Source organism: Kribbella sp. NPDC051587, assembly GCF_044453945.1.
Classification (GTDB): Bacteria; Actinomycetota; Actinomycetes; order Propionibacteriales; family Kribbellaceae; genus Kribbella.
On sequence record NZ_JBITDE010000005.1, the window covers coordinates 359,210 to 385,961 of the forward strand.

The following is a 26,752-nucleotide window of genomic DNA, read 5'->3' on the forward strand; positions in this document are numbered from 1 at the left end:
CCTATTCTGCTGGGCTTTCGATGGTGATGATGTGGGCTTGGATTTTGCCTTCCAGGGGGCCTGTGCCGTAGCGGTCGCTGAGGGCCTTGGCGCAGGCCGTGGTGGCGGTGGCGAGATCTGGGGTGGCGCGGGCTTCGATCTCGGCGCGTACTGGGGTGCCTTGGCAGTAGGCGATGGCCACTGCTTCGGCTGAGGTGGCGCGGCTGCGGGCGGTGATCGTCTCGTGGTGGGGAGTGCTGGTGAAGCCGGCGGTGGTGAGGTCGTGGGCGATGGCGTCGAGATCGAAGTATCCGTGGGGTGTGCGGACCATGAACTGTGGCGGGTCGGTCGGGTACAGGTCGGCGAGAGTGCTCATGACGGTGGCCGCGAACTCGTTGTCCTCAATGCGGTCCCACACGTTGAACAGCAGCGTGCCGCCGGGACGCAGGACGCGGCGCATCTCGGCGAAGGCCTGCGCCTTGTCCGGGAAGAACATCGCGCCGAACTGGCAGAACACCACGTCGAAACTCGCGGATTCGAACGGCAGGTCCATCGCGTCAGCCTGCTGCCAGCGCACCGGTCGCGTCGTACCGATCGCTTCGGCGCGATCGAGCATCGCCTGGTTCAGGTCCGTTGCCACCAGCTCCACCGACTCGGGCAACAGCCGCGCCGCAACCCGCGTGACCACGCCCGTCCCCGCGGCAATCTCCAGCGCCCGGTCCGGCGCGAGCTCCGCGACCCGGCGCGCCAGATCCTCGGCGTACACCGCGAAGATCATCGGCACCATGTACTCGTCGTAGAACTCGGGAATCGACCCTACGAAGACCGCATCCGAACTGTCCATGTGACACCCCCGTTCGATCGTACGACGTTCCCGCGTCCTGGCTACCCCTCTACGTGGATGGGCTACTGAGGGTCAGGTGGGTGCGGACGACCTGACAGACCAGCGTGGAGACGTCCAGATCGTCCAGGAGGTCGAGGGTTTTGGTGGCTCGGAGGGTGGCTAGGCCGTGGAGGTTGGTCCAGAGAGCTACGGCGCGGAGTTGGGCGTCTGCGGGGTGTGATTCGGCGACCAGGTCGATGAAGGTCTGCAGGAGCGGGAGGGACTGGGCGCGGAGGTTGCCGCCGGCGCCTTCGAGGAGGTCGTGGCGGAAGATCAGGTCGAACATGCCAGGGCGGTCGGCAGCGAACTCGAGGTAGCGCTCGGCGGCCGCGACCAGGCGGTCCTCGACCGATCCGTCGGCCGGCAGGGCGAGGCAGGTGGCGAGGTCGGCGAGGCCGGTGGCGGCGATGGCGGCCAGCAGGGCGTTGTGGGTGGGGAAGTAGCGGCGCGGTGCGCCGTGGGAGACGCCGGTACGGCGGGTGATCGCGCGCAGGGTCAGGTTCGCCAGCCCCTCGGACTCGAGGAGTTCGACGCCGGCCTGGACCAGGCGATCGCGCAGCGGGGTCTCGGTCACGAGGCCATTGTGAACTCTTCGGCCGGTTATCATCTGACACGTGACTACCGGGTCGGCGAAAAGCCATTCACGAGTTGGGTTCCCGGTCGCTCTCTGAGCGCCGAAGGGGCCGCCCGCGGGCCGCCCTCGCTTCTCTCTCCCCAGCACCAGCGCAGTACCCCCCAACCGAGAGAAGAGAATGCCGAACCCTTATACCGATGCACTGATCACTGAGTTCCGCGCGAACGACGGCCGGCTGAGCGGGCCGTTCGCGGGCGGAAGAATGTTGCTGTTGACAACGACTGGCCGCCGTACGGGCCGGCCGCACACCGCGATCATCGCGTACTACCCGGACCGCGACCGGGTGCTCGTCGTCGGCTCGGCCGGCGGCTCCGACAAGCACCCGGACTGGTACCTCAACCTGCTCACCACCCCCGAGGTCACCGTCGAGACCGGCCTGTTCACCTACCAGGCGGACGCCGTACCGCTCGAAGGAACCGAACGGGACGAGGTCTTCGACCGCCTCGTCGAGGCAAACGCGGGCTGGGGTGAATACCAGGCCGGTACGACGCGCGCGATCCCGGTGATCGCCCTGACCCAGAAGCAGATCGGGCCGCCGCGTGGTGGCGGTTCGTTCGCGGACTTGCTCATCCGGATCCACACGGCGTTCCGGCGCGAGCTCGCGTTGATCCGCGAAGAGGTCGCCACCTCCGGTACGGCGGGAGTCGGCGCGCAACTCCGCGTCAACTGCCTCACGCTGTGCCAAGGACTGCACCATCACCACACCGGTGAGTCCGCCGGCGTCTTCCCCGCACTGCTCCAACAACACCCCGAGCTCGCCGACGAGATCACCGCACTCATCACCGAGCACGACCAACTCGCCGTACACCTGGAGGAGCTGGAGAAACTCCTCCAGACACCTCAGCCCAACCTGCTCCCCGAGGTCGACCGCATCGTCGCCCTCCTCACCGCCCACCTGGATCACGAAGAGGCAGCACTGCTGGCGTTCTTGTGAGCCAGTAGCGCATAGGCATTCGGCAAGCGACCGGACCACGCAGCAGCCGTGGTCCCGTCGCTCGGCCGCCAGAACGGCTCGGCGTACTCCTCCAGTACGTCGAGCTGTAGTCCCGCGCGCGCGATCGCGGTGACGAGCTGACCGAGTGTCCACTGCCATTCCCGAGCGCCGTTGCCGGGGAACGTGTCGTTCACATGCGATTCGGCGAAGTAGCTGCGGTCCGGACGGATTCGCGGCTCGTCCTCGTCCCATGTCCATAACGGCACCGCGGGATGCGCGTCGTACACGAAGAGACTGCCGCCCGGCCGCAACACCCGCGCCACATCCCGCGCCCACGCGTCGATGTCGCGCATCCAGATCACCGCGCCCTTGCCGGTGTACACCAGATCCGCACACCCGTCCCGCACCGGTACGCCGGACACCTCCGCCGCAACGTATCGGCACGGTACGCCGACCTCCACAGCCCGCCGCTGGGAAGCCCCCGCCGCCACCACGCTGTAGCCAACCCCCACCACCAGCCGAGCCCCCGCCCGCACCAACGCCGGATCGTCCACCCCATGCCCGCTCTGAAAATGCACCACCGTCGGCCCACCCGCGAGCACCGTCCCCAACAACTCCAGCTCCCGCGGAAACAGCCCCACCCCACCCCGAGCCTGCTCCAGCAACTCGTCGTACTCCCGAACATGCTTCGTCGAAGCCTGCTCCCAAACCACCCGATTACCCCGCACCACCTCGTCCATCCCCCGACCTTGTCAGCGCATCTGACCGGTCGCTACCGAATTTTGACTACCCAGTGTCAGTGTAACCGTGCGTGACGTGACGATTTTTGGAAGATGGTGGGTATTGGGGGAAATCGTTCGGGGAAACGGCGAAAAAACCGTACGGGAGGTGTAACGGACGGCTGACCGTGACGATAAACGGGTGAGCGTGCCGGTTGGGGGGCCAGCGGGACGCTCCGGTGCTTCTTCGGGATCACCGAACGTTGGGGGGAAACGAACAGGTGCTCACCCGGGGCGGGGTGAGCACCTGTTTCTTTTGTCGGCGCCGGTCAGCCCTTGATGCCGACGTTGGCCATGCCTTCGACGAAGCGCTTCTGGGCGAAGACGAAGAGGATGATCATCGGCAGGGTGGCGAGCGCCGTACCGGCCATCAGGTAGGGCCATTGGATCTCGGCCGGGTTCTGGGAGAAGATCGCCAGCCCCAGTTGGAGTGGGCGCATCTCGTCCGAGGTGGTGATCATCAGTGGCCAGAGGAATCCGTTCCAGGCGGCTTCGATCTGGAAGACGGCGATGGTGATCAGGGCCGGCTTGATCAGCGGGGTCATGATCCGCCAGAAGATGCCGAACTCACCGAGGCCGTCGACGCGGGCCGCCTGGGCCAGTTCGTCCGGGAGCGAGACGAAGAACTGCCGGGCCAGGAAGGTGAAGAACGGCGCGGCGCCGAGCGGGATGATGAGGCCCCACCAGGAGTTCAGCCAACCGATCCCGCCCTGGCCGACGATGTTGTTGCCGCCGAACAGCGGGATCGACTTCACGATCATGAACAGCGGCACCAGGATGATCTGGAACGGCACCAGCAGCAGCACGATGAAGTAGCCGAGCAGCGCCTTGCCGCCCCGCAGCGGGCTCTTGGCCAGCGCGTACCCGGCCGTCGTACAGACCACCAGCGTGAACGCCGTCTCGCCGATCGCGATCAGTGCGCTGTTGCGGAAGTAGCGCAGGAACGGCGCGGTCTGCATCGCCTCGCTGAAGTTGCTCCAGCGCAGCTCACCAGGCAACCACGAGAACTTGAGGATCTCGGACTCGCTCTTGAACGCGGTCAGCACCATCCACAGGAACGGTGTGACCATCAACAGCGCGCCGATCACCAGGACGACGTACAGCAGGATCCGGCCGGGCCGGACCGCCGACGGCTTGGTCGAGGCCTGAGCGACCGCCGGCAACGTGGCGCTAGTCATTGGTATCCGCCCTCTGGAGCAGGCGCCCGACACCGATGAAGACGGCGATCACGATCATCATGATCACGGTCTCGGCGGACGCGTAGCCGAGTTTCAGGTCCTGGAACGCGTTCTGGTAGATGTCGAGCACCAGCACACGGGTCTCACTGCCGGGCCCGCCGCGCGTCATCACATAGACCAGGTCGAAGACCTGGAACGTGCCGACGATCGACGTGATCAGCACGAAGAACTGCACCGGGCCGAGCGCCGGCAGCGTGACGTTGCGGAACTTCTGCCACCGCGAGGCGCCGTCGATGTCGGCCGACTCGAGCAGGTCGCGGGACACGCCCTGCAACGCGGCCAGGTAGATGATGATCTTGGTGCCGAGGCCCTGCCAGATACCGACCACCATCAGCGAGCCCAGCGCCGTACCGGGGTCTGCCAGCCAGCGGTTCGGCGCGAAGCCGAACAGGCTGAGGAACCCGTTCGCCAGGCCGGAACCCGGGTTGTAGATCCACAGCCAGATCGTCGCGACCGCGACCGTCGCGGTGACGGTCGGGACGTAGAACGCCGTCCGGAAGAAGCCGATCCCGCGGATCTTCTGGTTCAGGCCGAGCGCGACGGCGAGCGAGATCGCCATCGAGATCGGGATCACGATCAGCGCGTACAGCACCGTGTGCCACAGCGCCGCGAGGAAGTCGACGTCCCGGAAAAGCTCGCTGTAGTTGCCGAAACCGACCCAGGACCAGGTGTCACCGAAGCTGTAGTCGGTCAGGCTCAGCACCAGGACCGAGATGACCGGGATGACGATGAAGATGCCCGAATGCAGCAGAGCGGGGGCCAGCAGCGCCCAGCCGGTCCGGACCTGACTGCGGGTCAGCGTGCCTTTGTCCTTGGCGGCCTCGGACTTGCGCGAGGCCGCGAGCGCCGGGCGCTCGAGTGTTGTGCTCATCGGCTTTGTCCTGCCAGGTTGTGCAGCACCTTCGCGGGATCCTTCTGTCCGAGGACCGCCTGGGTGAGCTGGATGTCGAAGTTGCCCCGCATCTCGAGCCAGTTCGGCGGGACCTCGTTCTCGTTCGCGGCCTTGTCCAGACCCTCGGCGACGAACTTGCTCAGCGGGTTCGATTTCGCCTGCGGCGAGTTGGCCGCGTCCTTGTACGCCGGGAGCTTCTTGTTCAGCTTGGCCATCGCGTCGAGCGTGCTCGGCTGCGTCATCGACTGGATGAACGACCAGGCCGCTTCCTTGTGCCGGCTGCGGGACCCGATCGAGGCGAGGTCGCCACCCATGTACTCGATCTCCTTGCCGCTGTTGAAGCGGAAGAACTTCAAGTCGTCACAGGTCTTCTGGCCGATCCCCTTGCCACCGGTCGAGCAGTCGACCGCGCCGCCGACGATCCCCATCGCGGCCTCGCCCGAGTAGACGAGCGGCTGCTGGGCGGCGTTCACCTGACCGTACGGCTGGACGTTGTTGATCATCGACTTGATCCACAGCAGGGTGTCGAGGCCCTCTTTGTTGTCGAAGTTCGGCTCGCCGCCGATGTAGAGCGGCTTGCCGGTCGAGGCGAGGAACGTCGTGAACGACTGCCGGAAACCGGTGGCCGACGCGAGGTCGAACCCGCTCCGGGTGATGTTGCCGCTCTTGTCCCGCTTGGTCAGCTTCTCGGCCGCGACCTTGATCTCGGCCAGCGACGTCGGCGGCTTCTCCGGATCCAGCCCGGCCTCGATGAACGCGCTCTTGCGCAGCGCCACCGCCCGGGTGTCCGCGAGCAGCGGATAGCCGTACATCTTGCCGTCGTAGGTGACCGCGGGGATCAGCGCCTCAAGGCTCTTCTCCTTGATCACGTCCGGCGTCAGCCCGAACTCGCCGAGGTCGGCGAAGATCCGCTTCGACGCGAACGGCTGGATCCAGCCGACGCCGGTCACCATCACGTCGTACGGGATGCCGGCCGCGATCGAGGTCGACATCTTCTCGTTCAGGTTGTTGTACGTCGCGAAGTCCGGCTCGACCTTCATCTTCGGATAGGCCTTGTGGAAGTCGTCGACGACCTTCTGGAACTGTTGCCGCCCCTCGTTGCTGGGCGGGAACGACGGGAGCAGCACCCGCAGCGTCCCGGTGGCCTCGGCCGGCGGCACGCCGTCCGTGCTCTTGTCGATCACCCCGCTACCACAACTGCTGACCACAACGGCAAGGGCCGCGGCCAGCAACGTCAGTCCCACGGAACGTCTCACAGGGGAACTCCTTCGCATCAAGTGCAGCGAAAGTATGGGAAAGGGCTTTCCTCGTCAAGACCTCAACGCTCGAATGATCACTTTCGATCAGTTCCGGAACTCGAGTGATCAGAGTTCCGCGCAGCGGTCAGCGCTGCAGCTCAGGCCCACGCTCAGGAGACGCCTGAGTCCCCGACCGCCGAGACCCCATCCGGTCCTCGCCCAACCGGCTGGCCGAGCTCAGCGGCTCCGACCCAGACCGACTCGCATGTACGGCGGTCGCCAGGTCGGCGGGCAGCTCCGGCGGCGTCGCGCCATCGGTCGCCTGCGGTCCGGCCTCCTGCGGAGCCTGCCCGTTCTCCCGCCCCTGCTCAGCCGCCACCGCCCGCTCTACCCGAGCCTCCGGCGCCGGCTGCCCCCACTCCTTGCTCAGCTTGTCGACCTCGGCCAGGCCTGCCTCGGCCGACGCCGCACCCGCCTTGGCCGAGGTCCGGCGCTTCTTGTCCGGATCAGGCTCTTCCTTCAGAGCCTTCAGGCCGGACATCGACGGCTTCATCGACTCTTCGATCCGCCGGATCGCCGCGTCGCGCTCCTGCTCGGGTACCTTGCCGGGCAGATCGCTGCTCTCGTAGAGCATCTCCGCCGCCACCCGGAACTTCTGCTCCGCGTTGACGACCGCGAGCCGCCGGACCACCTCGGACGGTTCGACGCCTGCCTCACGCCCGATGACTTCGCTGAAGCGGCGCGCGGCGGGGGTGTAGTGGTCGTAGGACGTGCGCGCCTCCACCGACTTGATCCCGGGCGCGATCTCCTCGAGCCCGAGCTCGTCGATGTACTGGTTCAGCGTGTCGTAACTGTGGACCTCGGTGATGCCCTCTTCGAGTGCCTGCTCCGGAAGGTTCTGGAACGCGGCCTTGCCGTCGCCGGGCTCGGTGCCGTCCTCGGCGAGCAGGTGGGTGTTCTCGTGGTGAACGGTCTTGATCGCCGAACGATAGGACCGCAGCGTCTCCGGAGTCTGGTGGTGGACCCTGGCGTTGGCGAACATCTCCTTGAGCGGAGCGGTCACCGTACGATCGGAGTAGTTGATCGTGTGGTCCCACTCGGCGACGCCGTGCACCTTGCGGTCCGGATTTGTGGCACCGACCTTGCCGTTCCACGAGGAGTGGTGGGCACCGGAGGTTTTGACGGCGGCCCGGGCCTGCTCCGCCATCAGTTGGTCGTAGGTTGTGACCTTCACCCGGCGTCAGGATCGAGCGCCGTCATGAGCATGTGGAGCGACTCGTTCATCTCGACGATCGCATACGCCTCGTCCGGCGGGGCGGTGTCGGCGATGCGGCCGATCGCCACCATGGCCGCGTCGAGGCGCGCGACGCGCTCGGCCACGGTTCCGCTCTCGTCCGTGGTCGCCTCGAGGTGTACGCGGATCGCCTCGTTCATCGCATCCGACCAGGGCTCCTGCTTCCCTTGCTCGCCCTCCCGCAGGATGCCCTCGATGCTCTCGATGCGACCTTCTGCGCGCCAGCGCTCCTTGGGATCTTCGATGGTGGCGGCGAGTTCTTTCAGGCGGGCGATGTCGTCCGGAAGGGTCGGCGGGAGGACCTTCTCGTCGAGGACGTCCCAGACCTTTTCGCTCTCAACCTTGAACTGCTCGTAGTCCATGCAGCGAATCTACCGTTCGGGCTCCGCAGGAGGAGCGGAGATTGAGCGTCGGGAGCAGTGACAAATGCTGCACTGGGCCGGGCTTGGATTGGAGGTTGCGGAGGAGGAGGTCGCAGGCGGTCTCGCCCAACGCGAACTTTGGTGGGCAGACGGCGGTGAGGGGCACGACGGCGAGGGCGGCGGTGACGTCGTTGTAGACGACCACGGCCAAGTCTTCGGGGACGCGGAGGCCGCGTTCCATCGCGCGTTCGACCAGGCGCGCCGCCTGCTCGTCGGAGTGGATCAATGCGGCGCGGGAACCGAAGGCTTCGCACTCGGTCAGGAAGGCGTCGAGCTGAGCCAGCGAGGCGGGATCGTCGCCGGTCTGCGGGAGCTCCAGTGGGGAGATGTAGGTCTCGACACCGAGCGTGCCGGCTGCCTCTTCGATGCCGCGGCGGAGCCAGTACGCCGTGACGGTGGGTTGCAGGCTGATGGCGATCCGGCGGTGACCGAGGTTCGTGAAGTGGCGCAGGGCGAGCATGGCGCCGTACGCGTGGTCGGTGCGGACGTGGTCGTACTCGCGACCGATGTCGGGGAAGCCGAAGGCGCGCTCCATCAGGACCAGCGGTACGTCGATGTCCTCGAGGCGGGTGCCGATCCGGTGCGCCTCGCCGTCGCCGTACGCGGTGCTGAGGAGGAGGCCGGCGACGCCGACGCCGAGGACCTTCTCGATCCGCTCCAGCTCGGTGGTCGCGTCGTACCCGGAGACGCCGAGGACGAGGCGGGCGCCGTACCGGGCGGCCGTTGCCTCGGCACCGCGGATGACGTCGGTGTAGTAGGTCGACGCGCTCGGGACCACGATGCCGATCGTCAGCCGGCTGCCCGGCGCGCTCTGGTCGGCCGGGCTGGTGCCGATCGCGCCGCCGTGCACGCGGCGGAGCAGCCCGGCACCGTCCAGCTCGGCCAGATCCCGGCGTACTGTGATCGCGGAAACGCCGAGCTCGGCGACCAGCTCGTTCACCCGGAGCCGGCCGTGGCGGCGCAGGCTCCGCAGGATCAGCTCGTGGCGCTCCGGTGCAAGCATTCGCGTTCCCCTGTGGTTTCTGATGATTGTTTGTGATCATACGATCAACCCAGGCCCATCCGGAATGCGCACGACCTCAGGAGGCGAACCAGTGGAACAGGCCGGCGGCCGGACCAACGCGGTGTTGGCGAAACTGACAGTGGTCGGCGATCTGCTCCTGCTGCAGTTGACCTTCCTCGTGCTGAGCGCCGGGATCATCACGCTGTTCCCGGCGGCGTTCGCGCTGCAGCGGGTACTGCCGGACGCGATCAGCCAGGAGCGGACCGGCCTGATGCGGATGTTCTTCCGCGAGTTCGGCTGGGCGTTCAAGCGGTTCTGGCTGTCCGGCTTCGGCCTCTATCTCGGCGGCGTCATGCTCGCGTTCGGGCTGACGTTCTGGGCGCACGCCAGCGGGCCGGCGCGGATCTTCGCCCTCGTGATCCTCGTTCCGCTGACCGGAATGATCATCGGGCTCTATCTGAGCGGCCTGGCGGTCATGCGCGATGCCGGCGACGACGCATCGATGAAATCGGTGTTCCGGCAGGCGAATCTGTTCCTGCTGCGGCGATCGCTGCCGGTGGCGGGCGGAGTGGTCATTCTGCTGACGTGGTTCGCGCTGGCGTCGCAGGTACCGACACTGCTCGTGATCGGGTCCGGTCTGGTTCCGGCGCTCATCGCCTACTGGCTGGGCGGCGGCCGACGCCGTACCGAGGCTGAAGAAAAAGATTCGGGGGACGTGTCAATCTGAGGCACTCCGGTTCGACGTAAGGGTAGAGACGCTGTTACGAAGGAGATCCAGATGTACGCGACGACGACCGACACCCTGGCGACCACGCCGGCCACGCAGGGCGGCCGCGCGCGTTGGCTGGCTCTGTACACACTGTGCGCAGGCATGTTGATGATCGTGCTCGACGTCACCGTCGTGAACGTGGCGCTGCCGGCGATTCAGGACGACCTCGGTTTCACCAGCTCTTCACTGGCGTGGGTGGTGAACGCCTATCTGATCGCCTTCGGTGGGCTGCTGCTCCTGGCCGGTCGACTCGGTGACCTCCTCGGTCGCCGCAACATCTTCATCGCCGGGCTGGTCGTCTTCACGATCGCCTCGGTGCTGTGTGGACTGGCGACCTCGCAGGAGGTGCTGGTGATCGCCCGGTTCATCCAGGGCGTCGGCGGTGCGCTCACGTCAGCAGTGATCCTGGGCATGATCGTCACGCTGTTCCCCGAGCCGCGTGAGCAGGCCAAGGCGATCGGGATGTACGCCTTCGTCGCCTCAGCCGGTGGATCGATCGGCCTGCTCGCGGGCGGCGTACTGACCCAGGCGATCAGCTGGCACTGGATTTTCTTCGTCAATCTGCCCATCGGCATTCTGACCGTCGCACTGGCCGTGAAGCTGATCGAGAAGGACAAGGGCCTCGGGATGGGCCGCGGCACCGACGTACCGGGTGCAGTGCTGATCACTGCGGCCCTCATGCTCGGTGTGTTCACCATCGTGAAGCCGGCTGCTGAGCTGGGCTGGACTGCGGGCCGGACCATCGCCCTGACGCTGCTGACGATCACACTGCTGCTCTGCTTCGTGGTCCGCGAGGCGACTGCCGCCAACCCGCTGGTACCGCTGCGCATCTTCCGCTCCCGCAACCTGTCCGGCGCGAACCTGGTGCAGGCGCTCTCCAGTTCGGGCATGTTCGGCATCTTCTTCCTCGGCTCGCTCTACCTGCAGCGAGTGCTCGGGTACGACGCTCTCGAGATCGGACTGGCCTTCCTGCCGACCACTGTGGTCATGGGGCTGCTGTCCGTGAAGTACTCCGAGAAGCTGGTCACCCGCTTCGGCCCCCGACGCCCCCTGATCGCCGGATTGCTCCTCGTGACCGCCGGACTCGCCCTGTTCACCCAGGCCCCGGTCGGCGGCAGCTACGTCGTACACGTCCTGCCCGTCCTGACCCTGCTCGGCCTGGGCGGCGGCATCGCCTTCCCCGCTCTGATGGGCCTGTCCATGGCCGACGTACAGCCCGAAGACGCCGGCCTGGCCTCTGGCCTCATCGGCACCATGGGCGAGGTGGGCGCCGCCCTCGGCCTGGCCATCCTCGCCACCCTCTCCGCCACCCACACCACCGGCCCCAACCAGCTACAGGCCCTCACCAACGGCTACCACTTCTCCTTCGCCGTAGCCGCCGGCATCGTCGCCGCCTCCGTAGCCATCGCCTACCACTTCATGCGCCCCACCAAAAACAGCTAGTACGCCGACTCCCCGCGACCCACGTGGTCACGGGGAGTTTCGCGTCCCCGCGGCGTACCACTTCCACCAGGGCAGTCCGCGCCGACGAGCCGACTGCGACAGCATCACCGGCGCCCACACGACCCCACCGGCGCCGACAACTAACAGCGCGAATCCGTACCGCGGTGTGTTCGCATCCGCAGCCCACTTCTCCGCGTCGACCGTGGCCAGCACCACCGACGGGTCGGACTGCCGGTAGACCACCCGGAGTGGCGCCGCATACCTGGTGCCGGCCGCCGGCGGATGCACACCCTCCGCCATATCCTGCGAGTCGCTGTCGTAGTCGGACACGTTGACCTGCAGCTGCCGCCCGTCGCCGGTGGTGTAGCCGACCTGCAGTCGCTCGATCAGCGCCCCGCGCCGGCCTACCACCTCCACCTGCACTGATGAGGCCACCGCCGCACCACCGCCCCTCAGCAACTCACGACTGAGCTGCTGACGGTCGTGTGAAGTCGTGAAGAGCGCGAGTCCGATGAGCACCGCGACAACCGCGGGGACGCCGAGCCAGGTGCCGCCGCGGCCGGGCCAGTCGACGTCTTCGCTCACGCTGTCCGACGGCGGCGGCCGAGGGCGGCGGCGATGACGGCGATCAGGGCCAGGGCGGCGGCGATGAGGGCGCTCGGGGTGCGGTCCAGGAAGGAGCGGAGTAGGAGGAAGGCTCCGCAGCCGACGATGAGGACGACCGCCAGATTGCCGACGAGCGGGTGGTTGTGCTCGACGGAACTGATCCAGGGGCGGTATCGCGTGGGGGCGATGACGTCGGGGAGCAGCAGCCCGGCGAACAGGACTGCGGTCAGGATGCTCTCCAGATCGGGGCGCACGACGGCGCGCACGACGAAGAGCGTGATAATGCACAGCGGGAAGCCGCGCATCACCACGGTCGGTGGTCGGAGGGTGCGCTGGAGCTGGCTGTCGAACTGGCCCACGAGCTGATGATGGCACGGGAGTTGTCCACAGGGTGAGGGATCGGGTTTCGGGGTGGGGGGTGGGATGGGGAAGGATGGGGGTGAGCTGTTGGGTGGCTCGGTGGACAGTTGTCGTTGAAGGGGAAGCAACGTGGTGGTGCAGTCGGTCGAGCAGCGGATCGCCTTGGAGCTGGAGGTCGGCGAGAACCAGGTGCGGGCAGCGGTGACGCTGCTGGACGAGGGGTCGACGGTTCCGTTCATCGCGCGGTACCGGAAAGAGGTGACCGGGGAGCTCGACGACGCGCAGCTGCGCACGCTCGAGGAGCGGTTGCGGTACCTGCGCGAGCTGGACGAGCGGCGGAACGCCGTACTGGAGTCGATCGAGAGCCAGGGCAAGCTGGACGACGCGCTGAAGGCGTCGATCCTGGCCGCGGACACGAAGGCACGGCTCGAGGACATCTACCTGCCGTTCAAGCCGAAGCGCCGGACCAAGGCGATGATCGCCCGCGAGAACGGTCTGGAGCCGCTCGCCGACGGGCTGATGGCCGACCCGACCGTGGAGCCGCTGGCGGCCGCGGCGGTGTTCGTGACGGCCGACGTACCGGATGCGCAGGCGGCGCTGGACGGCGCGCGGGCGATCCTGGTCGAGCGGTTCGCCGAGGACGCCGACCTGATCGGCGCGCTACGCGAGCGGCTGTGGACGCAGGGCCGGCTGGCCTCGGTCGTCCGCGAGGGCAAGGAGACCGACGGCGCGAAGTTCTCCGACTACTTCGAGTTCGACGAGCCGTTCACCAAGATGCCGTCGCACCGGATCCTCGCCATGTTCCGCGGCGAGAAGGAGGACGTGCTGACGCTGAACATCGAGCCGCTGCCGGCCGGTGTCGAGGCGGACGGCCCGACCGAGTACGAGACCACCATCGCCCGCAAGGTCGGCGTCGAGAACGCGGGCCGCGCGGCCGACAAGTGGCTGGTCGAGACGGTTCGCTGGGCCTGGCGGACGAAGATCCTGGTGCACCTCGGCATCGACCTGCGGATGCGGTTGCGTCAGGTCGCCGAGGAAGAAGCGATCCGCGTCTTCGCGTCCAACCTGCGCGACCTGCTGCTGGCCGCCCCGGCCGGTACCCGCGCGACGATGGGCCTCGACCCGGGCTTCCGGACCGGCGTGAAGGTCGCCGTCGTGGACGCGACCGGCAAGGTCGTCAACACCGGCGTCATCTACCCGCACGTCCCGCAGAACCAGTGGGACAAGTCGATCGCCACGCTGGCCCAGCTGGCCGCCGCGCACAACGTCGAGTTGATTGCCATCGGCAACGGTACGGCGTCGCGCGAGACCGACAAGCTGGCGGCCGAGCTGATCGCCAAGCACCCGGAGCTCAAGCTCACCAAGGCCGTCGTCTCCGAGGCCGGCGCGTCGGTCTACTCGGCGTCGGCGTTCGCCTCGGCGGAGCTGCCCGGGATGGACGTCTCGCTGCGGGGCGCGGTCTCGATCGCGCGCCGCCTGCAGGACCCGCTGGCCGAGCTGGTGAAGATCGACCCGAAGTCGATCGGCGTCGGTCAGTACCAGCACGACCTGGCCGAGAACGCGTTGTCCCGCTCACTGGACGCGGTCGTCGAAGACTGTGTGAACGCGGTCGGCGTCGACCTGAACACGGCCTCCGCCCCGCTGCTGACCCGGGTCTCCGGCATCACCCAGGGCCTGGCCGACAACATCGTTCAGCACCGCGACGTGAACGGGCCGTTCGCCTCCCGCTCGGCGCTGAAGGACGTGGCGCGGCTCGGCCCGAAGGCCTTCGAGCAGGCGGCCGGCTTCCTCCGGATCCCCGGTGGCGACGACCCGCTGGACTCCTCCAGCGTGCACCCCGAGGCCTACCCCGTCGTACGGCGAATCCTGGACGCGACCGGATCGGACGTGAAGTCGCTGATCGGCTCGGCCGAGCTGAAGCGGCTGAAGGCGGCCGACTTCGTCGACGACATGTTCGGTCTGCCGACGGTCACCGACATCCTCGCCGAGCTGGAGAAGCCGGGCCGCGACCCGCGCCCGGCCTTCAAGACCGCGGTCTTCGCCGAGGGCGTCGACAAGATCGCCGACCTGAAGCCCGGCATGAAGCTGGAAGGCCAGGTCACCAACGTCGCCGCCTTCGGCGCGTTCATCGACATCGGTGTCCACCAGGACGGCCTGGCCCACGTCTCGGCCCTGTCGAAGAACTTCGTCAAGGACCCGAGCGAGGTCGTGAAGGTCGGCGACATCGTCACCGTCAAGGTGCTCGAGGTCGACATCCCCCGCCAGCGCATCTCCCTCACCCTCCGCCTCGACGACGAGGTCGGCGGCGGCAAGCCCTCCGGCGGCGGCCAGCGCGAGAACCGCGGCGGCGGTCAGGGCGGCAACCGTGGCGGCCAAGGCGGTCGCGGCAACCAAGGCAGTCGCCCCGGCGGCGGCAACCGTGGCGGCCGCCCAGCCCAAGCCGCCCCGAAGGCCGACACCCCCATGGACGAAGGTTCCCTGGCCGACGCCTTCCGCAAAGCCGGCTTCACCGTCCGCTAGCCCCACCCGCAGGCCCCGGCTCACCAAGCCGGGGCCTTTGCCTTGCCCAACCCGCTTAACGTCCGAAGGACCCGCGCGCGCGGTCGGCGTGCTTTCGGACGTTAACGACGCCGGGCCGCGACCAGCCGCCCGTCAGGGGCTGCTCGGTCACTGGGCGGGGATGGTTTGGGTGGGTGGGTTCGAGGTGCGGCGGGCCCAGGGGAGGTAGATGGCGGTGGTCACCAGCAGGCCGACGATCCAGGAGATGTCGGCGCCGCCCAACGCGTCGGTGACTGGGCCGGTGTAGAGCTTCTGGGCGAGAAAGGGGATCTGGGCAACGATCCCCACGCCGTACGAGACCAGGGCCGTGAGGTTCCAACCGCCGTACCGGCCGGAAGCGTCATACAGGGCTGGGATGTCGACGCGTTCGCGCGAGACCAGGTAGTAGTCGGTCAGGTTGATCGCGCTCCATGGGGTGAAGACCATCAGCAGGACCAGGACGAAGTTCTTGAAGTTGTCCAGGAAGTCCTTCGAGGCGAAGAGGGCGATCAGGACCGACACCAACAGAAAACCGATCGTGTACGCCGATCGCGCGGCGGGGCCGATGCGGGTGGCTCGGTTGAAGGCGGTGACGGTGGTGAGGAGCGTCATCGAGCCGCCGTACGCGTTCAGGCAGTTGACCGCGAGCTTGCCGATCACGATCACCAGGTAGATCAGGATCGCGATCGGGCCGGCCAGCGTGCCGAGGTAGCCGACCTGGTTGGCCAGGAAGCCGGCACCGCCGGCCGCGACCAGGGCGCCGAGCGTCATCGACCACTGGGAGCCGATCACGCTGCCCAGGAAGGTCGCGAGGAAGGTGTGTCGTTCGGGGGTGTCCGCGGGCAGGTAGCGGGAGTAGTCCGCGACGTACGGGCCGAAGGTGAGCTGCCAGCCGGCGCCGAGCGAGATCGCCAACAGGAACGACACCCAGTCGAACGGCTTCGCACCGAACAACGCGCCGACGTCCGAGACGACCAACAGCCGGATTCCCAAGTAGGTAAAGCCAAGCACGCCACAGACGGTCGCCAGCCGACCGAGCAGATGAATCCAGCGATATCCGAGCGTCGCAACGACCGCAGTCAGGGCCCCGAAGAGCACGATCCCAACAGCGGCCGGGCCGACGTGCAGGATCTTGTTCACCGCCTGGCCGGCGAGCACGGTCCCGGTGGCGGCGAAGCCGAGGTACATGACGACGACCAGGACGAGCGGTACGACGGCGCCGTACACACCGAACTGGGCGCGGCTCGAGATCATCTGGGGCAATCCAAGCCGCGGACCCTGTGCGGAGTGCAGCGCCATCACGATGCCGCCGAGGACGTTGCCGAGCAGCAGACCGACGATGGCCCACAGTGCGTCGGCTCCGAACACCACCGCCAGCGCACCGTCGACAACCGCCGTGACCTGCATGTTCGCGCCGAACCACAACGTGAACTGGCTGACCGGAGTCCCGTGCCGCTCAGCAGCCGGGACGACGTCGATACTCCGCTGCTCGACCACTGAAGTCATGCCCGCGATGTTGCCACGAGCCCCGATCGGTGGCGAGCGGAATCAGTCAGCGCATGTCGGCCAGATGGCCGCCTGGATCACCGAGATGTACAGCGGTCGCCTGCGGCGTGTAACCGACCCGGCGGTAGACCCGGTCGGCCCCGTCGTCACCCGGGGTGAGCCAGGCGAGTGTGGCTCCGGCCTGCTCGAAGGCGGCCTGCGTCGCGTATGCCGTGGCGATCCCGGCCAGCCCCTGCCGACGATGACTGTGGACCGTGCCGACCCCGGCCACCTCGGTGACGCCGTCGGCGACCGCGGTCCAGGCTGCCGTCGCGGCCGGTACGCCGTCGACCCGCACGACGACCGCACCGCCATCCGCGAGGACGGGCTGATAGGGGAACCCCACGTCCTCGGTCTCGTACGCATCCGCGGAGATCGCGTTCCCGTCGGCCTGCTCCGCGTCCGACGTCACCACCCGAACCGTGACGCCGGCCGGCAGTACGGGCTGCACCAGCTCATCCGGCTCGACGACCAGCAGCGGCGGCCGGGAGACGATCGTCATCCCGTTGTCCTCGAGCTCCTCGGCGAGTCCTGGGTTCGCCTCCTCGATCAGCTCGGCACTCAGCCAGCGGCCCTCGGCCCCGAACGCCTTGCGGACGATCGCCAGGGACTCCCGCACCTCGTCGGGATCGAACGGCGTACCGGGCTCGGCGGCGACCATCGTCGACAGGAACCACGTGTCCTCGTCGTGCAGGAGGCCCACCAACGGCCCCACCACGATCTGCCGGCGCGATCTGCCCAACCCGCTCAACTGTGCTCGCGCGATCCGCGCCCCGATCTGCATGAACCGACCCTAGTCGGCCCCGGTCATCGGCTCGACGAGATTTCGGCCAGCAGGACGAGATCCAGCAGCCGGTCGAGGTCGGCGGATGCGGGCGGTTGCCCGAGTAGGTCGCCGAGCGCGTCCAGAGTGCGAACCAAATCGTCCCGAACGGCCACCCTGGTACGACGCCCGCCGGCCGCGAGCTGTGCGACGACACGATCGGCCCGCTCCGAGCCGGCGAGCAGCTCGGTACCGACCGACGCGGTTGGCGTGGGCTCATCCTCGCCGATCCGCACCTCGAGCTGAGCCCCGAGCGCCGTGGCCAGCCGGTCGAGCGCGGCGACCGTCGGGTTGCCACGACCGTTCTCAAGGTTCGCGATGTAGGGCACGGACAGGCCGGCGTCCATCGCGACCGACGCGATCGTGCGCCCGGCCGCCTTCCGGCGATCCCGGAGTACCTCACCTAGTTCCACGGAGAGAGTCTATTCCCAGAGAACAGTCTTGCCAATCTCTGTTTTGTCAGGATAGCTTCCCGGCTTGTGAACAGCGATTTTCGGAGACTATGGATCAGCAGCGGGATCTCCAGCATCGGCTCCTGGCTGCTCGTGGTCGCGCTGCCGGTCCAGGTGTTCGCGCTGACCGGATCCGCCTCGGCCACCGGGCTCACGGTCGCCCTCGAAGCCCTTCCGCCGCTCCTGCTCGGGCCCTGGGCGGGCGCCTGGCTGGATCGGTGGAATCTGGCCCGCGCGATCTGGATCGCAGATCTGGTCAGCGCGGCCGCCGTGGCCGCGCTCCTGTTCGCCACCGCGGAGCGGATCTGGCTGATCTACGTGGCCGTCCTGGTCGAGAACGCGGCAACCACCGTGATCCGGCCGGCCGCTCGCGCGCTGGTCCCCGCCGTCGTCGGCACCGGCGCCGAATTGACGAAAGCGAACGCTCTGAGCGCCATCACCGCCAGCACGATCCGCCTCGTCGCACCGCCGCTCGGCGCGCTCCTGCTGGCCGGGCGCGGGATGACCGCAGTCCTGGTGGTCGACATCGCCAGCTACCTGTTGTCCGCGGCAATCATCGCGACGATCCGGCTACGTCGCCCGCCCGCGACCATCGCCACCACCTCCGCGGTCGGCGTGCGACCAGGCATCCGGTACGTCGTTCGCCACCGCGCCCTTCGCGGAATCCTGCTCGGCCAAACGCTCTTCCTGACCGCGAACGCCGGCCTGACCGCACTGCTCGTCCCCTACACCGTCGAGCGCCTGCACGCACCGGGCGCAACCGTCGGCTATCTGATCTCGGGGCTCGGCGCCGGCTATCTGATCGGGTCCGCCCTGAGCTCGAAAGCCCAGACCTGGCTAGGGATTCGCGAACTCCTGGCCGTCACCCAGCTCGCCACCTCCGCCGCCTTCTTCCTGCTAGTCAACTCACCGAACGTCATCCTCGCGATCGGCGCGGCAGTCCTGATCGGGCTCCCCGGCAGCATCCTGCTGATCACCGCCGAGACCACCATCCAGCGCACGGCACCGCCCGAGATGCTCGCCCGGATCGGCGCCCTGTTCTTCGCCGCCGACTCGCTCGCCCTGATCATCGGCGCTCTCGCCGCACCGGCCATGACACTGCTGATCGGTCTGCCGGCAACGCTCAACACCGTCGCCGGGTTCGCGGTCATCGCCGGCGCGCTGACGCTGATCGCCGTACCGGGTCATCCGGCCGCGTTCACCCGGCCCGCCCAGCGTCCCCATGTGTAATCAAATGGGCGCACAGGGTTAGCAGGAAGGGCGACATTTCCATCTGGTTCGAAAAGCCGGGCAGCTGGCCGAATCGTTATTGGTAAATCCGTGCAAACATTCTTGACAGACGATTCCGGCAGGCGGATAAGCACTCGGCCAGACCGCTCTGACCTGCGCGTTCGTAGGGTTTCCCTACTCTGCGTCAAGGCTCTGTAAAGGTCCCTTCGGAAGTGTTCCGGCGGACGCCGCGGTGAGGTGTTCTTTTCTCAGCACCGGACAAAGCCGTCCGGGGAGCCGACCGAGACTGCCGAAGGACCGCTGATGACCGAGACGCTGGAAACCCCCATCACGCATCGTCGGGTGCGGGTTTGGTTCGGCGCTCACCCGATCGCGGACCACACCGCCACAGCGGAGCAGGCAGTGCAGTACGAGGAAGCCATGCAGCGGCGCTTCGCCTCCCTCCGGGTGACGAGCGAGCCGGTGCCGGCGGACGCTGTGGCAGGGCCGGGTCGATGACCACCCGGCCGACGCTGCTCGGATATGTGCGGGCCGACGCGCTGAGTTGCGCGGAGGAGCTGGCCGCGGCGACGGATTCCCTCGCCGCCTTCGCCAGCGCCGAGGGGTTCACCCTCGGCACGGTCTACACCGAGCGCGACACGGCCGAGTCCGCGGCATTCCACGCACTGCTCGAGGAGGTCAAGCGGTCCGACGTGCGGGCGGTCGTCGTACCGGCTATGCACCACCTCGGTTCGGTCGGCACCCCGGCTGAAATGCGGCAACACCTCGAGTTCCACCAGGCGCACGTCTGGGCGGCGAGCCCGGGATAACTCCACAGACAAGCGGAGCTGACGTCTTGACCCCTGCATCGGCGTCGGTTCCGCTCTCCACCTCCACAGCTGCACCGGGAATGCCCGGGCGGTAGTGGACCACCAAGGCCCCACCGGCTGCTACCGGTGGGGCCTTGTCGATTGCCCAGGGCAACTATCTCTCGTCGCTGGCCTGGACCGGAACGAAGGTTCGATGAACGTCAAGTTTTCGGATCGTTCCGCGTGCGTCGAGGTGTGCTCGGCGCCGGATTGGGGTACCACTAGGACGTCCCGCGGTTCAGTCAGTGTCATTCGGGCATGGGTGAGACTCACCGAGCCGCGAGTTCTCCCACTGAGGGGCGGGAGAACGACCGGCCCCGGCGGGCGCATCCCAGGTGCGCCCGCCGAGCTCGGAATCCCGATGCGCCGACCAAGCCCGGGCCCTAGGCTCGCCGCATGATCGAGGTTCCGCACGTCTTCCGGCAGATGCCGCGCTGGTGGCGCGACGGGACCACCTGGCTGGACGCGCTTCCAGGACTGGTGGATTCGCAGTGCACGACCTGGGGTCTCCAGGTTGACGGCCCACTCTTCTGGGGCTCGAACGCACTGGTCATCCCGGTAACGTGTGGCACCGACGAGTTCGTCCTCCGAATGAACCCGCCCGGCCCCGAGGTCGACAAGCACGTCGCCGCTCGACCCGTACGACGCTGCCGCGGTCGGCGAGGCCGACAGCCGACCCCAGCCGCCCAACCCAGCCACCGGAAGCAGGCTCTGACTCACTACCAAACGGCCGGAGCGGCGAGAGGTCGCGCCGACTGAGTCGGCCGCATACGTGCCGACCCGAGCCGACGGTGCGGCTCCAGCCATGCGGCCGAGGGCGTTGGCTGATGGTGCTCGTCGCTGCGGCCGATTGGTTGTGAACCAGAGCCCCGGAAGCTGTGGCTGAGGCTGAGTGGCTAAGGGCCTGCCCGGGTGCGCCGCCCCCGTGGCTAGGCGGCCTCCTGGCGGGCGCGCGGGAGTCGTGGCTGACGGTCGATCCGCTGCTCTACCGCGGTGACATCGAGTACGACCTCGGCCGGGTGCTGTGGATGCAGCTCGACGAGATGACCGAGATCCCGCCGTACTTCGAGATCGTGGTCCAGGAAGCGGGCCTGGTCCGGGACCGGGCCCGCGACTGGACGGTCTTTCGCGCTGTCGACTACTGGCTGTGGGGCCTGGCCAACGGCCTCACCGAGGACCCCGTCCGCTGCGAACGCCTGCTCAAGGTGCTGTCGTAGGCGGACCGCCAGCACCGACTAACCTGTCCAGCGGCCGGTCCGGCACGCTCAGGCGGAGGCCGAAAACTGCCATCAGAGGCACTTGGTGGGTGATGGCGGTCCGCCTGCGCATGGGCACGGGATGTGGCTAGTGGGCCGGGGCGAAGTCGTGGAAGCCGATGAGGTGGGTGATGCGGCCGGCGGCATCAACGCGCACCAGGTCGGTACCGCCGGCCACCGGCTCCTGGCCTTCGGCCTTGAGGTGCCAGACCCAGCGCAGGTATTCGTGGTGCTCGTCGATGTCGCCGATCCGGACGAACGTCAGGCCGGGGAACATGTGCTGGGCGGCGCCCATCAGTTTGTTGAGCTCGTCGTGGCCGTGGGTCTCGAAGCTCGGGTCGACGAAGGTCGAGTCCTCGGTCCAGGTCGCCGCGATCAGTTCGGCCCGGCGGTCGGCGGCGGGCTCGTTCCAGGTCGCGAAGTACTGGTCGGCGAGGGTCTGTGCGGTCATCGTTTCCTCCTGTGTGGTTCGGATGACCAGAACCTTGCCGCGGAGTCCGCCGTACGGCGATGACGTCGGAGGTAATGGCGTTGTCTACGCAGCCGACTACGGTCGGGGTATGACAGAGACGTTCCAGCGGCCGGTCGGCGAACTGCTGCGCGGCTGGCGCGAGCATCGGCGGCTGAGTCAGCTCGATCTCGCGAACCGGGTCGAGGTGTCGACGCGACACGTGAGCTTCGTCGAGACCGGGCGATCGCAACCGAGCCGGGAGATGGTGTTGCGGCTGGCCGAGCATCTCGACGTACCGCTGCGCGATCGCAACCAGCTCCTGCTGGCCGGTGGGTACGCGCCGATCTACAGCGAGTCCTCGCTGCATTCGCCTGCCATGCTGGCGATCCGGACCACGCTGCGCCGGCTGCTCGAGGCGCATCAGCCGTATCCCGCGCTCGTCGTCGACCGCTGGTGGAACATCGTCGAGTTCAACAGCGGGATCAGGATCTTCACCGAGGGCGTCGACGACAAGTTGCTCAAGGCCCCTATCAACGCACTCCGCCTGACCCTGCACCCGGACGGGCTGGCCGGCCGGATCACCAACCTGGCCGACGTTCGCGCCGCCGCACTGCTCAACCTGCAGCGCCAGATCACCGGCACCGCCGACCCCGAACTCCAGGACCTGTACGACGAATTCCGCGGCTACGCGACCGACGATCGGCCGGCACTCACCGGGCCGGCCGAGGTCGTCGTACCGATCGAGCTGGAGTACCAGGGCCAGAAGCTGTCGCTGCTGACAATGATCGCGACATTCGGCACCCCACTCGACGTCACCGTCTCCGAGCTGATGATCGAGTCCTTCTACCCCGCCGACGAGGCAACCGCCGAAGTACTCCGGGAGCTGGCATGACCGAGCCGCCACGCACCGAGGCCGACACGATCGAGCTCCAGCTCGGCTGGCTCGACCACTATCGAGGTGTCGTCGAAGCCAAGCTCACCGGACTGAGCGAAGCCGACCTTCGGTCGAGTCGACTGCCTTCCGGCTGGTCACCGCTGGAACTCCTCCGCCACTTGGTGTTCATGGAACGTCGTTGGCTGCGCTGGGGCTTTGCCGGCGAGCAGGTTGACGAACCGTGGGCGGACTCCGGCGGAGATCCTGAAGGGCAGTGGATGCTGACCCCCAGGGACACTCTGGACGGGTTGCTCGAGCGCCTCTATGAAGGCGGCGCGATCACCCGTCAACTGGTCAGCGGAGCTGATCCAGCCACCCTGGGCGCAGTCGGTGGACGTTTCGATGCCCACGATCGACCGACGCTGAACTGGATCCTCTTCCACGTGCTCCAGGAGTACGCACGGCACGCCGGCCACCTGGACGTCGTACGGGAGATCACCGACGGCGCGGTGGGCGAATAGGCAACGGCCCCGATCCGGCAGCAGGGGGGAGGGTGCCGGATCGGGGCCGCTCGGTGGCGTCAGGTCTGCGCGGACCTGACGGAAATGGTGGTCACCGGCGGGCAGGGGTTCCGCCCGCCGCCTGCTCGCCGGTGACCGGTGTCCCTACCGGCCTGAGGAGGGGTGGCCGGTCGGGAAGGTGGTCGGGAAGCTCGGCGTCGGGACGCTGGGCTTCGTGGTCGGGAAGGACGGCTTGGTCGTCGGGAGCGACGGCTTGCCGGCCGGGTACTTGCCCGGGTCGGCGGTGACCTTCACGCCGCCGGAGACCTTGACGGTCGGTACGGCGGGCTTCGGCGCGTTCGGCTTCGGAGCGGGCACCGACGGCTTGCCCGGCTTGCTGGGCAGCGACGGAACGTTGGTCGGTACGCCGTGCACGCAGTCCGGAACCGTGGTCGGCACAGTGCCCGGCAGCGACGGCTTCGCGGTCGAGAGGCTGGGCTTGGCAGGCAAGCTCGGTGCAGGCACCGAAGGCTTCGGCAGGGAGGGCTTCGTGGTCGGCAGGTTCGGCTTGCCCGGCAACGACGGCTGGGTCGTCGGCAGGCTCGGCTTCGTCGGCAGGCTCGGCTTCGTCGTCGGGAAGGACGGCGTGCCGTGCGGCAGCGACGGCTTGGTGGTCGGGAAGCCCGGCTTGCCCGGCAGGGAGGGCTTCGTGGTCGGGAAGCTCGGCTTGGCCGTCGGCAGCGACGGCTTCGGCAGCGAGGGCTTGCCCGGCAACGACGGCTTCGTCGTCGGGACGGCCGGCTTCTGGTTCGGGTCGATCGTCTTGTGCACCGAGACCGTCACCACGGGGAGCTTCGGCTTGGCCGGAAGGCAGCTCGGGTCGACCGTCGGGAGCTTCGGGGTCTCGGTCGGTACGGCGACCACCGGCGGCTTCGGTGCACCGGAGAACAGGTTCTTCACCGGGGCAGGTCCGCCGACCGCGGCCGACACCGTGGCCACGGTTCCGGCCAGCGCGGTGACTCCGGCCGCGGCCAGTCCACGCCGTACCCAGGCGAGCCGCTTACCGCGCCGCATCAGGTCACCCGCGTTCGGGGTGAACGGCTCCACGTCGTATGAAAGAGCGTTGCGCAAGCGCTGCTCGTCACTCATCAGTTTCCTCCAACTACGCTGTCGATCAGGTCGGGTGCCAGACGCAACTTGGCCAGCGCCCGGGAGGCCGTCGACTTGACGGTCCCGGGAGCCATCGCCAGCAGCTCGGCTGTCTCGGCCTCGGAGAGATCCTGCGAGTAGCGCAGCGCGACGACGGCTCTCTCCCGAACAGTCAGACCGGCCAAGGCCGAGAGCACGGCCTCTCTGGTCTGCACCTGCTGGGCGAAGTCCGCTACCGCTCGCTGGTCCCAATCGTTCTCAACCGGATCACTGGGTACTTCGTTGTTCCAGTGCCGGCGGGCCTGGGTGAGGAACCGGTTGACCAGCACCCGGCGGACATAGCGCAGTTGATCGCCGTCCAATCGGTGCCATTTCGGATACGACCTCATCAACGCCTGCTGCACCAGGTCCTCGGCGGTGTGCCGATCGCCGCAGAGCATCTCCGCGAAACGGAGCAGCGGGGTTGACTGGGTCTGCACGAAGCGCTCGAAATCGGCGTCCGCGGTCCGGGTCATCGAATCTCCTCAGCCTCTGTCACACCCGTCCAAACCCTCTGGGTGACCGGCTAGGTTCTGTTCCGTCACCAACTAGTTGGAAGAAATTTATTCACGAGCTGTACAGGAGAGCGGTTTCTTTGTCACATTGGATGCCTCATGCAGTGACTTCACCGCCCCGGAGGTCTCGCATCATGCGTATCACTCGTAGTACCAAGCTCGCAGCCTGTCTCATCACAGTGCTCACCCTCGCAACCGTCACGCTGCCCAGCGCGGCCGCTCCACCACCGGCCGCTGCCCCGTACGACGGCCTCACCGAACTGGCGCCGATCCACTTCACCGCACCAACCTCGGCGGTCGTTGCCGGCTACCACCTCAGTACGCCGGCCGATGTCGACGTACGAGCCTGGGTCGGCAACCGCTGGTCGGAGTGGACCCCGGCCACCGCCGGTCAACCGACCAAGTTGCCTGGAGCAAGTGACCAGGTGCAGCTGCGGGTCATCTTCAGCGGTGCCAGGCCATCGATCACCGACGTCAGCGTGCAGCCGACAGACCAGGTGGCCCCCGGCCGGATGACTGTGCAGGCAGCACCGCTCAAGTCCCACGTCTTCGCCACCCGCGAAGGCCTGGTCGGCGGTACGACGGCCAACGGGCACGTGATCGTCAGTCGCGACCACTTCGTCGCCCTGCCTTCTCGCCGCGGCCTGGCGAGCAACGGCTCCGGCACCTACTCAGTGAAGGTCTGTACGGCGTCGCGCTGCGCCTTCGAGCCGGTGTGGGACGTCGGCCCGTGGAACATCAAGGACGACTACTGGAACCCGAGCGCCACCCGCGAGACCTTCAAGGACCTGCCGCAAGGCAAGCCCGAGGCGCAGGCGGCGTACCAGGATGGCTACAACGGCGGGAAGGACGGCTCCGGCCGTACGGTCGCGAACCCGGCCGGCATCGACCTCGCCGACGGCGTCTTCTGGGACGCCCTCGGGATGTCCAACAACGGATTCGTCGACGTCACCTACCTGTGGACCGGTGACGGCGGCCGCGGCACGGTCTCGATCACGTCCGGCTACCTGAACCTCCGCAGTACGGCGAGCTCCACGGGAGCGGTCGTCGGCATGGCCGGCAAGTCGGCGCAGGTCACGGTCGAGTGCCAGACCACCGGCCAGAGCGTCTCCGGTTCGCAGGGCACCAGCAACGTCTGGCTCCGCGTCCACCCCGGCATGTACGTCGCCAAGGCGTGGGTCTCGGCCGGCACCTTCGGCGCCTGCTGAACGACCGACAGGGCTAGGGGCCGTACGTTGCGTACGGCCCCTCATCGATTCCTGCGCTACTTCCCCGGCCTCTTGCTCGGCGTCGCCGCCGGCGGCCTAGGGGCGTCACTCGGCTTCTGGCTCGGCGTCGCTACCGGCGGCCTCGGCGGATTGCTCGGAACCCTGCTCGGCGTCGCCGTCGGCTCATCGCTGGGCTTCTGGCTCGGTGTTGCCGTCGGCGGCCTCGGCGCATCACTGGGCTTCTGGCTCGGTGTTGCCGTCGGCGGCCTTGAGGCATCACTCGGCTTCTGGCTGGGCATCGCCGTCGGCGGCCTCGGCGCATCACTCGGCTTCTGGCTGGGCGTCACGGTCGGCACCGGCGTGGGGCCACCGTCCGCACCGCCGCTGCGCGCCATCGCTGTACCGCCTACGGCGACCAGCACAACCGCGGCGGCCCCGATGCCGCCGAGCACGATCCGGGTCGTCCGCCGCTTCCGGCCTACTTCATCCATTTGTTGCCCTCCGCCACCAATTCGTCGTTCGGTCGGACTGAAGGACGCGGCCTGGTGGCGAAAAGGTTCTGCTCAGCTAGGAGTCGGCACGTCGGGCGCCTTACTCGGCGTGTTGGCGGGCGGGGTCTGCGGACTCGACGGCGGCGTACCGGTGGAGTCGCTCGGTTTCCGGCTCGGCGTCGCCACCCCCGGCGGCGTCGGCCCCGTCTGCTTGACGGTTGGTGTCGCCCTGCTCGGCAGCTCACTCGGAGTCGGCGACGGCTTCGGGGTGGGCGTGACCACCGGCCCCGGTCCCGCGGGTTGCGGCGCCTCGCCAGTGCCCTGACCGAGCACGAACCCCGCCGCAGCCACGGCTACCA

General features: G+C 67.9%; 30 protein-coding genes. 13 read left to right on the top strand and 17 right to left on the bottom strand.

All coding sequences use genetic code 11. The annotated features are described in order from the left end of the window. Window position 1 precedes the first annotated feature (1 nt). On the bottom strand, window positions 2-823 hold the full coding sequence (locus ACIA49_RS20975; RefSeq protein WP_396378864.1) for a class I SAM-dependent methyltransferase: 822 nt from the start codon (window positions 821-823) through the stop codon (window positions 2-4). Between the two features lie 49 nt (window positions 824-872). Continuing rightward, window positions 873-1,436, bottom strand: a complete 564-nt coding sequence (locus ACIA49_RS20980; protein ID WP_396378865.1) for a TetR/AcrR family transcriptional regulator — start codon at window positions 1,434-1,436, stop codon at window positions 873-875. A 178-nt stretch (window positions 1,437-1,614) separates the two neighbouring features. On the opposite strand from ACIA49_RS20980, the gene ACIA49_RS20985 reads away from it, so the two are divergent. Beyond that, window positions 1,615-2,430 carry a nitroreductase/quinone reductase family protein gene (locus ACIA49_RS20985; protein WP_396378866.1) on the top strand — a complete coding sequence of 272 codons (816 nt, stop codon included), beginning with the start codon at window positions 1,615-1,617 and terminating at the stop codon, window positions 2,428-2,430. On the opposite strand, the gene ACIA49_RS20990 is transcribed toward ACIA49_RS20985, so the two are convergent. From ACIA49_RS20990 to ACIA49_RS21020, 7 genes are all read right to left on the bottom strand, one after another. After that, window positions 2,397-3,170: a class I SAM-dependent methyltransferase gene (locus ACIA49_RS20990; protein WP_396378867.1), complete on the bottom strand. Its 774-nt coding sequence runs from the start codon at window positions 3,168-3,170 to the stop codon at window positions 2,397-2,399. The two genes, ACIA49_RS20985 and ACIA49_RS20990, sit on opposite strands and share 34 nt — an antisense overlap. A 308-nt stretch (window positions 3,171-3,478) precedes the next feature. Continuing rightward, window positions 3,479-4,387, bottom strand: a complete 909-nt coding sequence (locus tag ACIA49_RS20995) for a carbohydrate ABC transporter permease (protein WP_396378868.1) — start codon at window positions 4,385-4,387, stop codon at window positions 3,479-3,481. Then, window positions 4,380-5,318, bottom strand: coding sequence for a carbohydrate ABC transporter permease (locus ACIA49_RS21000; RefSeq protein ID WP_396378869.1), 939 nt, complete (start codon window positions 5,316-5,318; stop codon window positions 4,380-4,382). Before ACIA49_RS21000 ends, ACIA49_RS20995 begins: the two co-directional genes overlap by 8 nt. Then, window positions 5,315-6,595, bottom strand: coding sequence for an extracellular solute-binding protein (locus ACIA49_RS21005; RefSeq protein WP_396378870.1), 1,281 nt, complete (start codon window positions 6,593-6,595; stop codon window positions 5,315-5,317). The genes ACIA49_RS21000 and ACIA49_RS21005 overlap by 4 nt, the downstream gene beginning before the upstream one ends. Before the next feature lie 127 nt (window positions 6,596-6,722). Beyond that, the gene (locus ACIA49_RS21010; RefSeq protein ID WP_396378871.1) at window positions 6,723-7,811 is read right to left on the bottom strand and encodes a hypothetical protein; all 1,089 of its coding nucleotides are present in this window, start codon (window positions 7,809-7,811) and stop codon (window positions 6,723-6,725) included. Beyond that, a complete protein-coding gene (locus tag ACIA49_RS21015; RefSeq protein WP_396378872.1) occupies window positions 7,808-8,233 on the bottom strand; it encodes a hypothetical protein in 426 nt (141 codons plus the stop codon). The genes ACIA49_RS21010 and ACIA49_RS21015 overlap by 4 nt, the downstream gene beginning before the upstream one ends. Next, window positions 8,208-9,296: a substrate-binding domain-containing protein gene (locus tag ACIA49_RS21020; protein ID WP_396378873.1), complete on the bottom strand. Its 1,089-nt coding sequence runs from the start codon at window positions 9,294-9,296 to the stop codon at window positions 8,208-8,210. Before ACIA49_RS21020 ends, ACIA49_RS21015 begins: the two co-directional genes overlap by 26 nt. A 91-nt stretch (window positions 9,297-9,387) precedes the next feature. On the opposite strand from ACIA49_RS21020, the gene ACIA49_RS21025 reads away from it, so the two are divergent. Together ACIA49_RS21025 and ACIA49_RS21030 are read left to right on the top strand one after the other, a co-directional pair. Beyond that, a complete protein-coding gene (locus ACIA49_RS21025; RefSeq protein WP_396378874.1) occupies window positions 9,388-10,023 on the top strand; it encodes a DUF624 domain-containing protein in 636 nt (211 codons plus the stop codon). A gap of 51 nt (window positions 10,024-10,074) precedes the next feature. After that, window positions 10,075-11,508 carry an MFS transporter gene (locus tag ACIA49_RS21030; protein WP_396378875.1) on the top strand — a complete coding sequence of 478 codons (1,434 nt, stop codon included), beginning with the start codon at window positions 10,075-10,077 and terminating at the stop codon, window positions 11,506-11,508. A 27-nt stretch (window positions 11,509-11,535) separates the two neighbouring features. Here ACIA49_RS21030 and ACIA49_RS21035 read toward each other — a convergent pair whose 3' ends face one another. Further along, window positions 11,536-12,093, bottom strand: a complete 558-nt coding sequence (locus ACIA49_RS21035; protein ID WP_396378876.1) for a hypothetical protein — start codon at window positions 12,091-12,093, stop codon at window positions 11,536-11,538. Further along, window positions 12,090-12,473: a hypothetical protein gene (locus tag ACIA49_RS21040; RefSeq protein WP_396378877.1), complete on the bottom strand. Its 384-nt coding sequence runs from the start codon at window positions 12,471-12,473 to the stop codon at window positions 12,090-12,092. The genes ACIA49_RS21035 and ACIA49_RS21040 overlap by 4 nt, the downstream gene beginning before the upstream one ends. A 130-nt stretch (window positions 12,474-12,603) precedes the next feature. Here ACIA49_RS21040 and ACIA49_RS21045 point away from each other — a divergent pair, with 130 nt between their 5' ends. Continuing rightward, window positions 12,604-14,994: a Tex family protein gene (locus ACIA49_RS21045; protein WP_396378878.1), complete on the top strand. Its 2,391-nt coding sequence runs from the start codon at window positions 12,604-12,606 to the stop codon at window positions 14,992-14,994. Between the two features lie 147 nt (window positions 14,995-15,141). Here ACIA49_RS21045 and ACIA49_RS21050 read toward each other — a convergent pair whose 3' ends face one another. The 3 genes from ACIA49_RS21050 to ACIA49_RS21060 are packed head-to-tail and all read right to left on the bottom strand — an operon-like array spanning window position 15,142 to window position 17,793. Then, entirely contained in the window at window positions 15,142-16,518 is a 1,377-nt protein-coding gene (locus ACIA49_RS21050; protein ID WP_396378879.1) for a purine-cytosine permease family protein, read from the bottom strand. Window positions 16,519-16,564: 46 nt separating this feature from the next. Continuing rightward, complete coding sequence (locus tag ACIA49_RS21055; RefSeq protein ID WP_396378880.1) at window positions 16,565-17,341, bottom strand: GNAT family N-acetyltransferase; 777 nt, start codon at window positions 17,339-17,341, stop codon at window positions 16,565-16,567. Window positions 17,342-17,364: 23 nt separating this feature from the next. Further along, the gene (locus tag ACIA49_RS21060) at window positions 17,365-17,793 is read right to left on the bottom strand and encodes a helix-turn-helix domain-containing protein (RefSeq protein ID WP_396378881.1); all 429 of its coding nucleotides are present in this window, start codon (window positions 17,791-17,793) and stop codon (window positions 17,365-17,367) included. 66 nt (window positions 17,794-17,859) lie between these two features. Between ACIA49_RS21060 and ACIA49_RS21065 the strand changes: the two genes are divergently transcribed. The 5 genes from ACIA49_RS21065 (at window position 17,860) to ACIA49_RS21085 (ending at window position 21,127) form a co-directional block, all read left to right on the top strand. Next, window positions 17,860-19,062 carry an MFS transporter gene (locus ACIA49_RS21065; protein WP_396378882.1) on the top strand — a complete coding sequence of 401 codons (1,203 nt, stop codon included), beginning with the start codon at window positions 17,860-17,862 and terminating at the stop codon, window positions 19,060-19,062. A 303-nt stretch (window positions 19,063-19,365) separates the two neighbouring features. Next, window positions 19,366-19,560 carry a hypothetical protein gene (locus ACIA49_RS21070; protein WP_391547433.1) on the top strand — a complete coding sequence of 65 codons (195 nt, stop codon included), beginning with the start codon at window positions 19,366-19,368 and terminating at the stop codon, window positions 19,558-19,560. Continuing rightward, the gene (locus ACIA49_RS21075) at window positions 19,557-19,871 is read left to right on the top strand and encodes a hypothetical protein (protein WP_396378883.1); all 315 of its coding nucleotides are present in this window, start codon (window positions 19,557-19,559) and stop codon (window positions 19,869-19,871) included. The genes ACIA49_RS21070 and ACIA49_RS21075 overlap by 4 nt, the downstream gene beginning before the upstream one ends. 435 nt (window positions 19,872-20,306) lie before the next feature. After that, on the top strand, window positions 20,307-20,669 hold the full coding sequence (locus ACIA49_RS21080; protein ID WP_396378884.1) for a hypothetical protein: 363 nt from the start codon (window positions 20,307-20,309) through the stop codon (window positions 20,667-20,669). A gap of 119 nt (window positions 20,670-20,788) precedes the next feature. Next, a complete protein-coding gene (locus tag ACIA49_RS21085) occupies window positions 20,789-21,127 on the top strand; it encodes a hypothetical protein (protein ID WP_396378885.1) in 339 nt (112 codons plus the stop codon). Between the two features lie 127 nt (window positions 21,128-21,254). Here the strand turns inward: ACIA49_RS21085 and ACIA49_RS21090 are convergent, their stop codons facing one another. Then, complete coding sequence (locus tag ACIA49_RS21090) at window positions 21,255-21,617, bottom strand: nuclear transport factor 2 family protein (RefSeq protein ID WP_396378886.1); 363 nt, start codon at window positions 21,615-21,617, stop codon at window positions 21,255-21,257. A 109-nt stretch (window positions 21,618-21,726) separates the two neighbouring features. Between ACIA49_RS21090 and ACIA49_RS21095 the strand changes: the two genes are divergently transcribed. Both ACIA49_RS21095 and ACIA49_RS21100 read left to right on the top strand, forming a co-directional pair. Further along, window positions 21,727-22,509 (top strand): helix-turn-helix domain-containing protein, encoded by a 783-nt coding sequence (locus ACIA49_RS21095; protein ID WP_396378887.1) that lies wholly within the window; start codon window positions 21,727-21,729, stop codon window positions 22,507-22,509. Next, entirely contained in the window at window positions 22,506-23,012 is a 507-nt protein-coding gene (locus ACIA49_RS21100) for a DinB family protein (RefSeq protein ID WP_396378888.1), read from the top strand. Before ACIA49_RS21095 ends, ACIA49_RS21100 begins: the two co-directional genes overlap by 4 nt. Before the next feature lie 144 nt (window positions 23,013-23,156). Here ACIA49_RS21100 and ACIA49_RS21105 read toward each other — a convergent pair whose 3' ends face one another. After that, window positions 23,157-24,140, bottom strand: a complete 984-nt coding sequence (locus ACIA49_RS21105; protein ID WP_396378889.1) for a hypothetical protein — start codon at window positions 24,138-24,140, stop codon at window positions 23,157-23,159. Beyond that, the gene (locus tag ACIA49_RS21110) at window positions 24,140-24,655 is read right to left on the bottom strand and encodes a SigE family RNA polymerase sigma factor (RefSeq protein WP_396378890.1); all 516 of its coding nucleotides are present in this window, start codon (window positions 24,653-24,655) and stop codon (window positions 24,140-24,142) included. Before ACIA49_RS21110 ends, ACIA49_RS21105 begins: the two co-directional genes overlap by 1 nt. 173 nt (window positions 24,656-24,828) lie before the next feature. On the opposite strand from ACIA49_RS21110, the gene ACIA49_RS21115 reads away from it, so the two are divergent. Further along, complete coding sequence (locus ACIA49_RS21115) at window positions 24,829-25,902, top strand: hypothetical protein (RefSeq protein WP_396378891.1); 1,074 nt, start codon at window positions 24,829-24,831, stop codon at window positions 25,900-25,902. Window positions 25,903-25,929: 27 nt separating this feature from the next. Continuing rightward, entirely contained in the window at window positions 25,930-26,718 is a 789-nt protein-coding gene (locus ACIA49_RS21120; RefSeq protein ID WP_396378892.1) for a hypothetical protein, read from the top strand. Window positions 26,719-26,752: the final 34 nt, after the last annotated feature.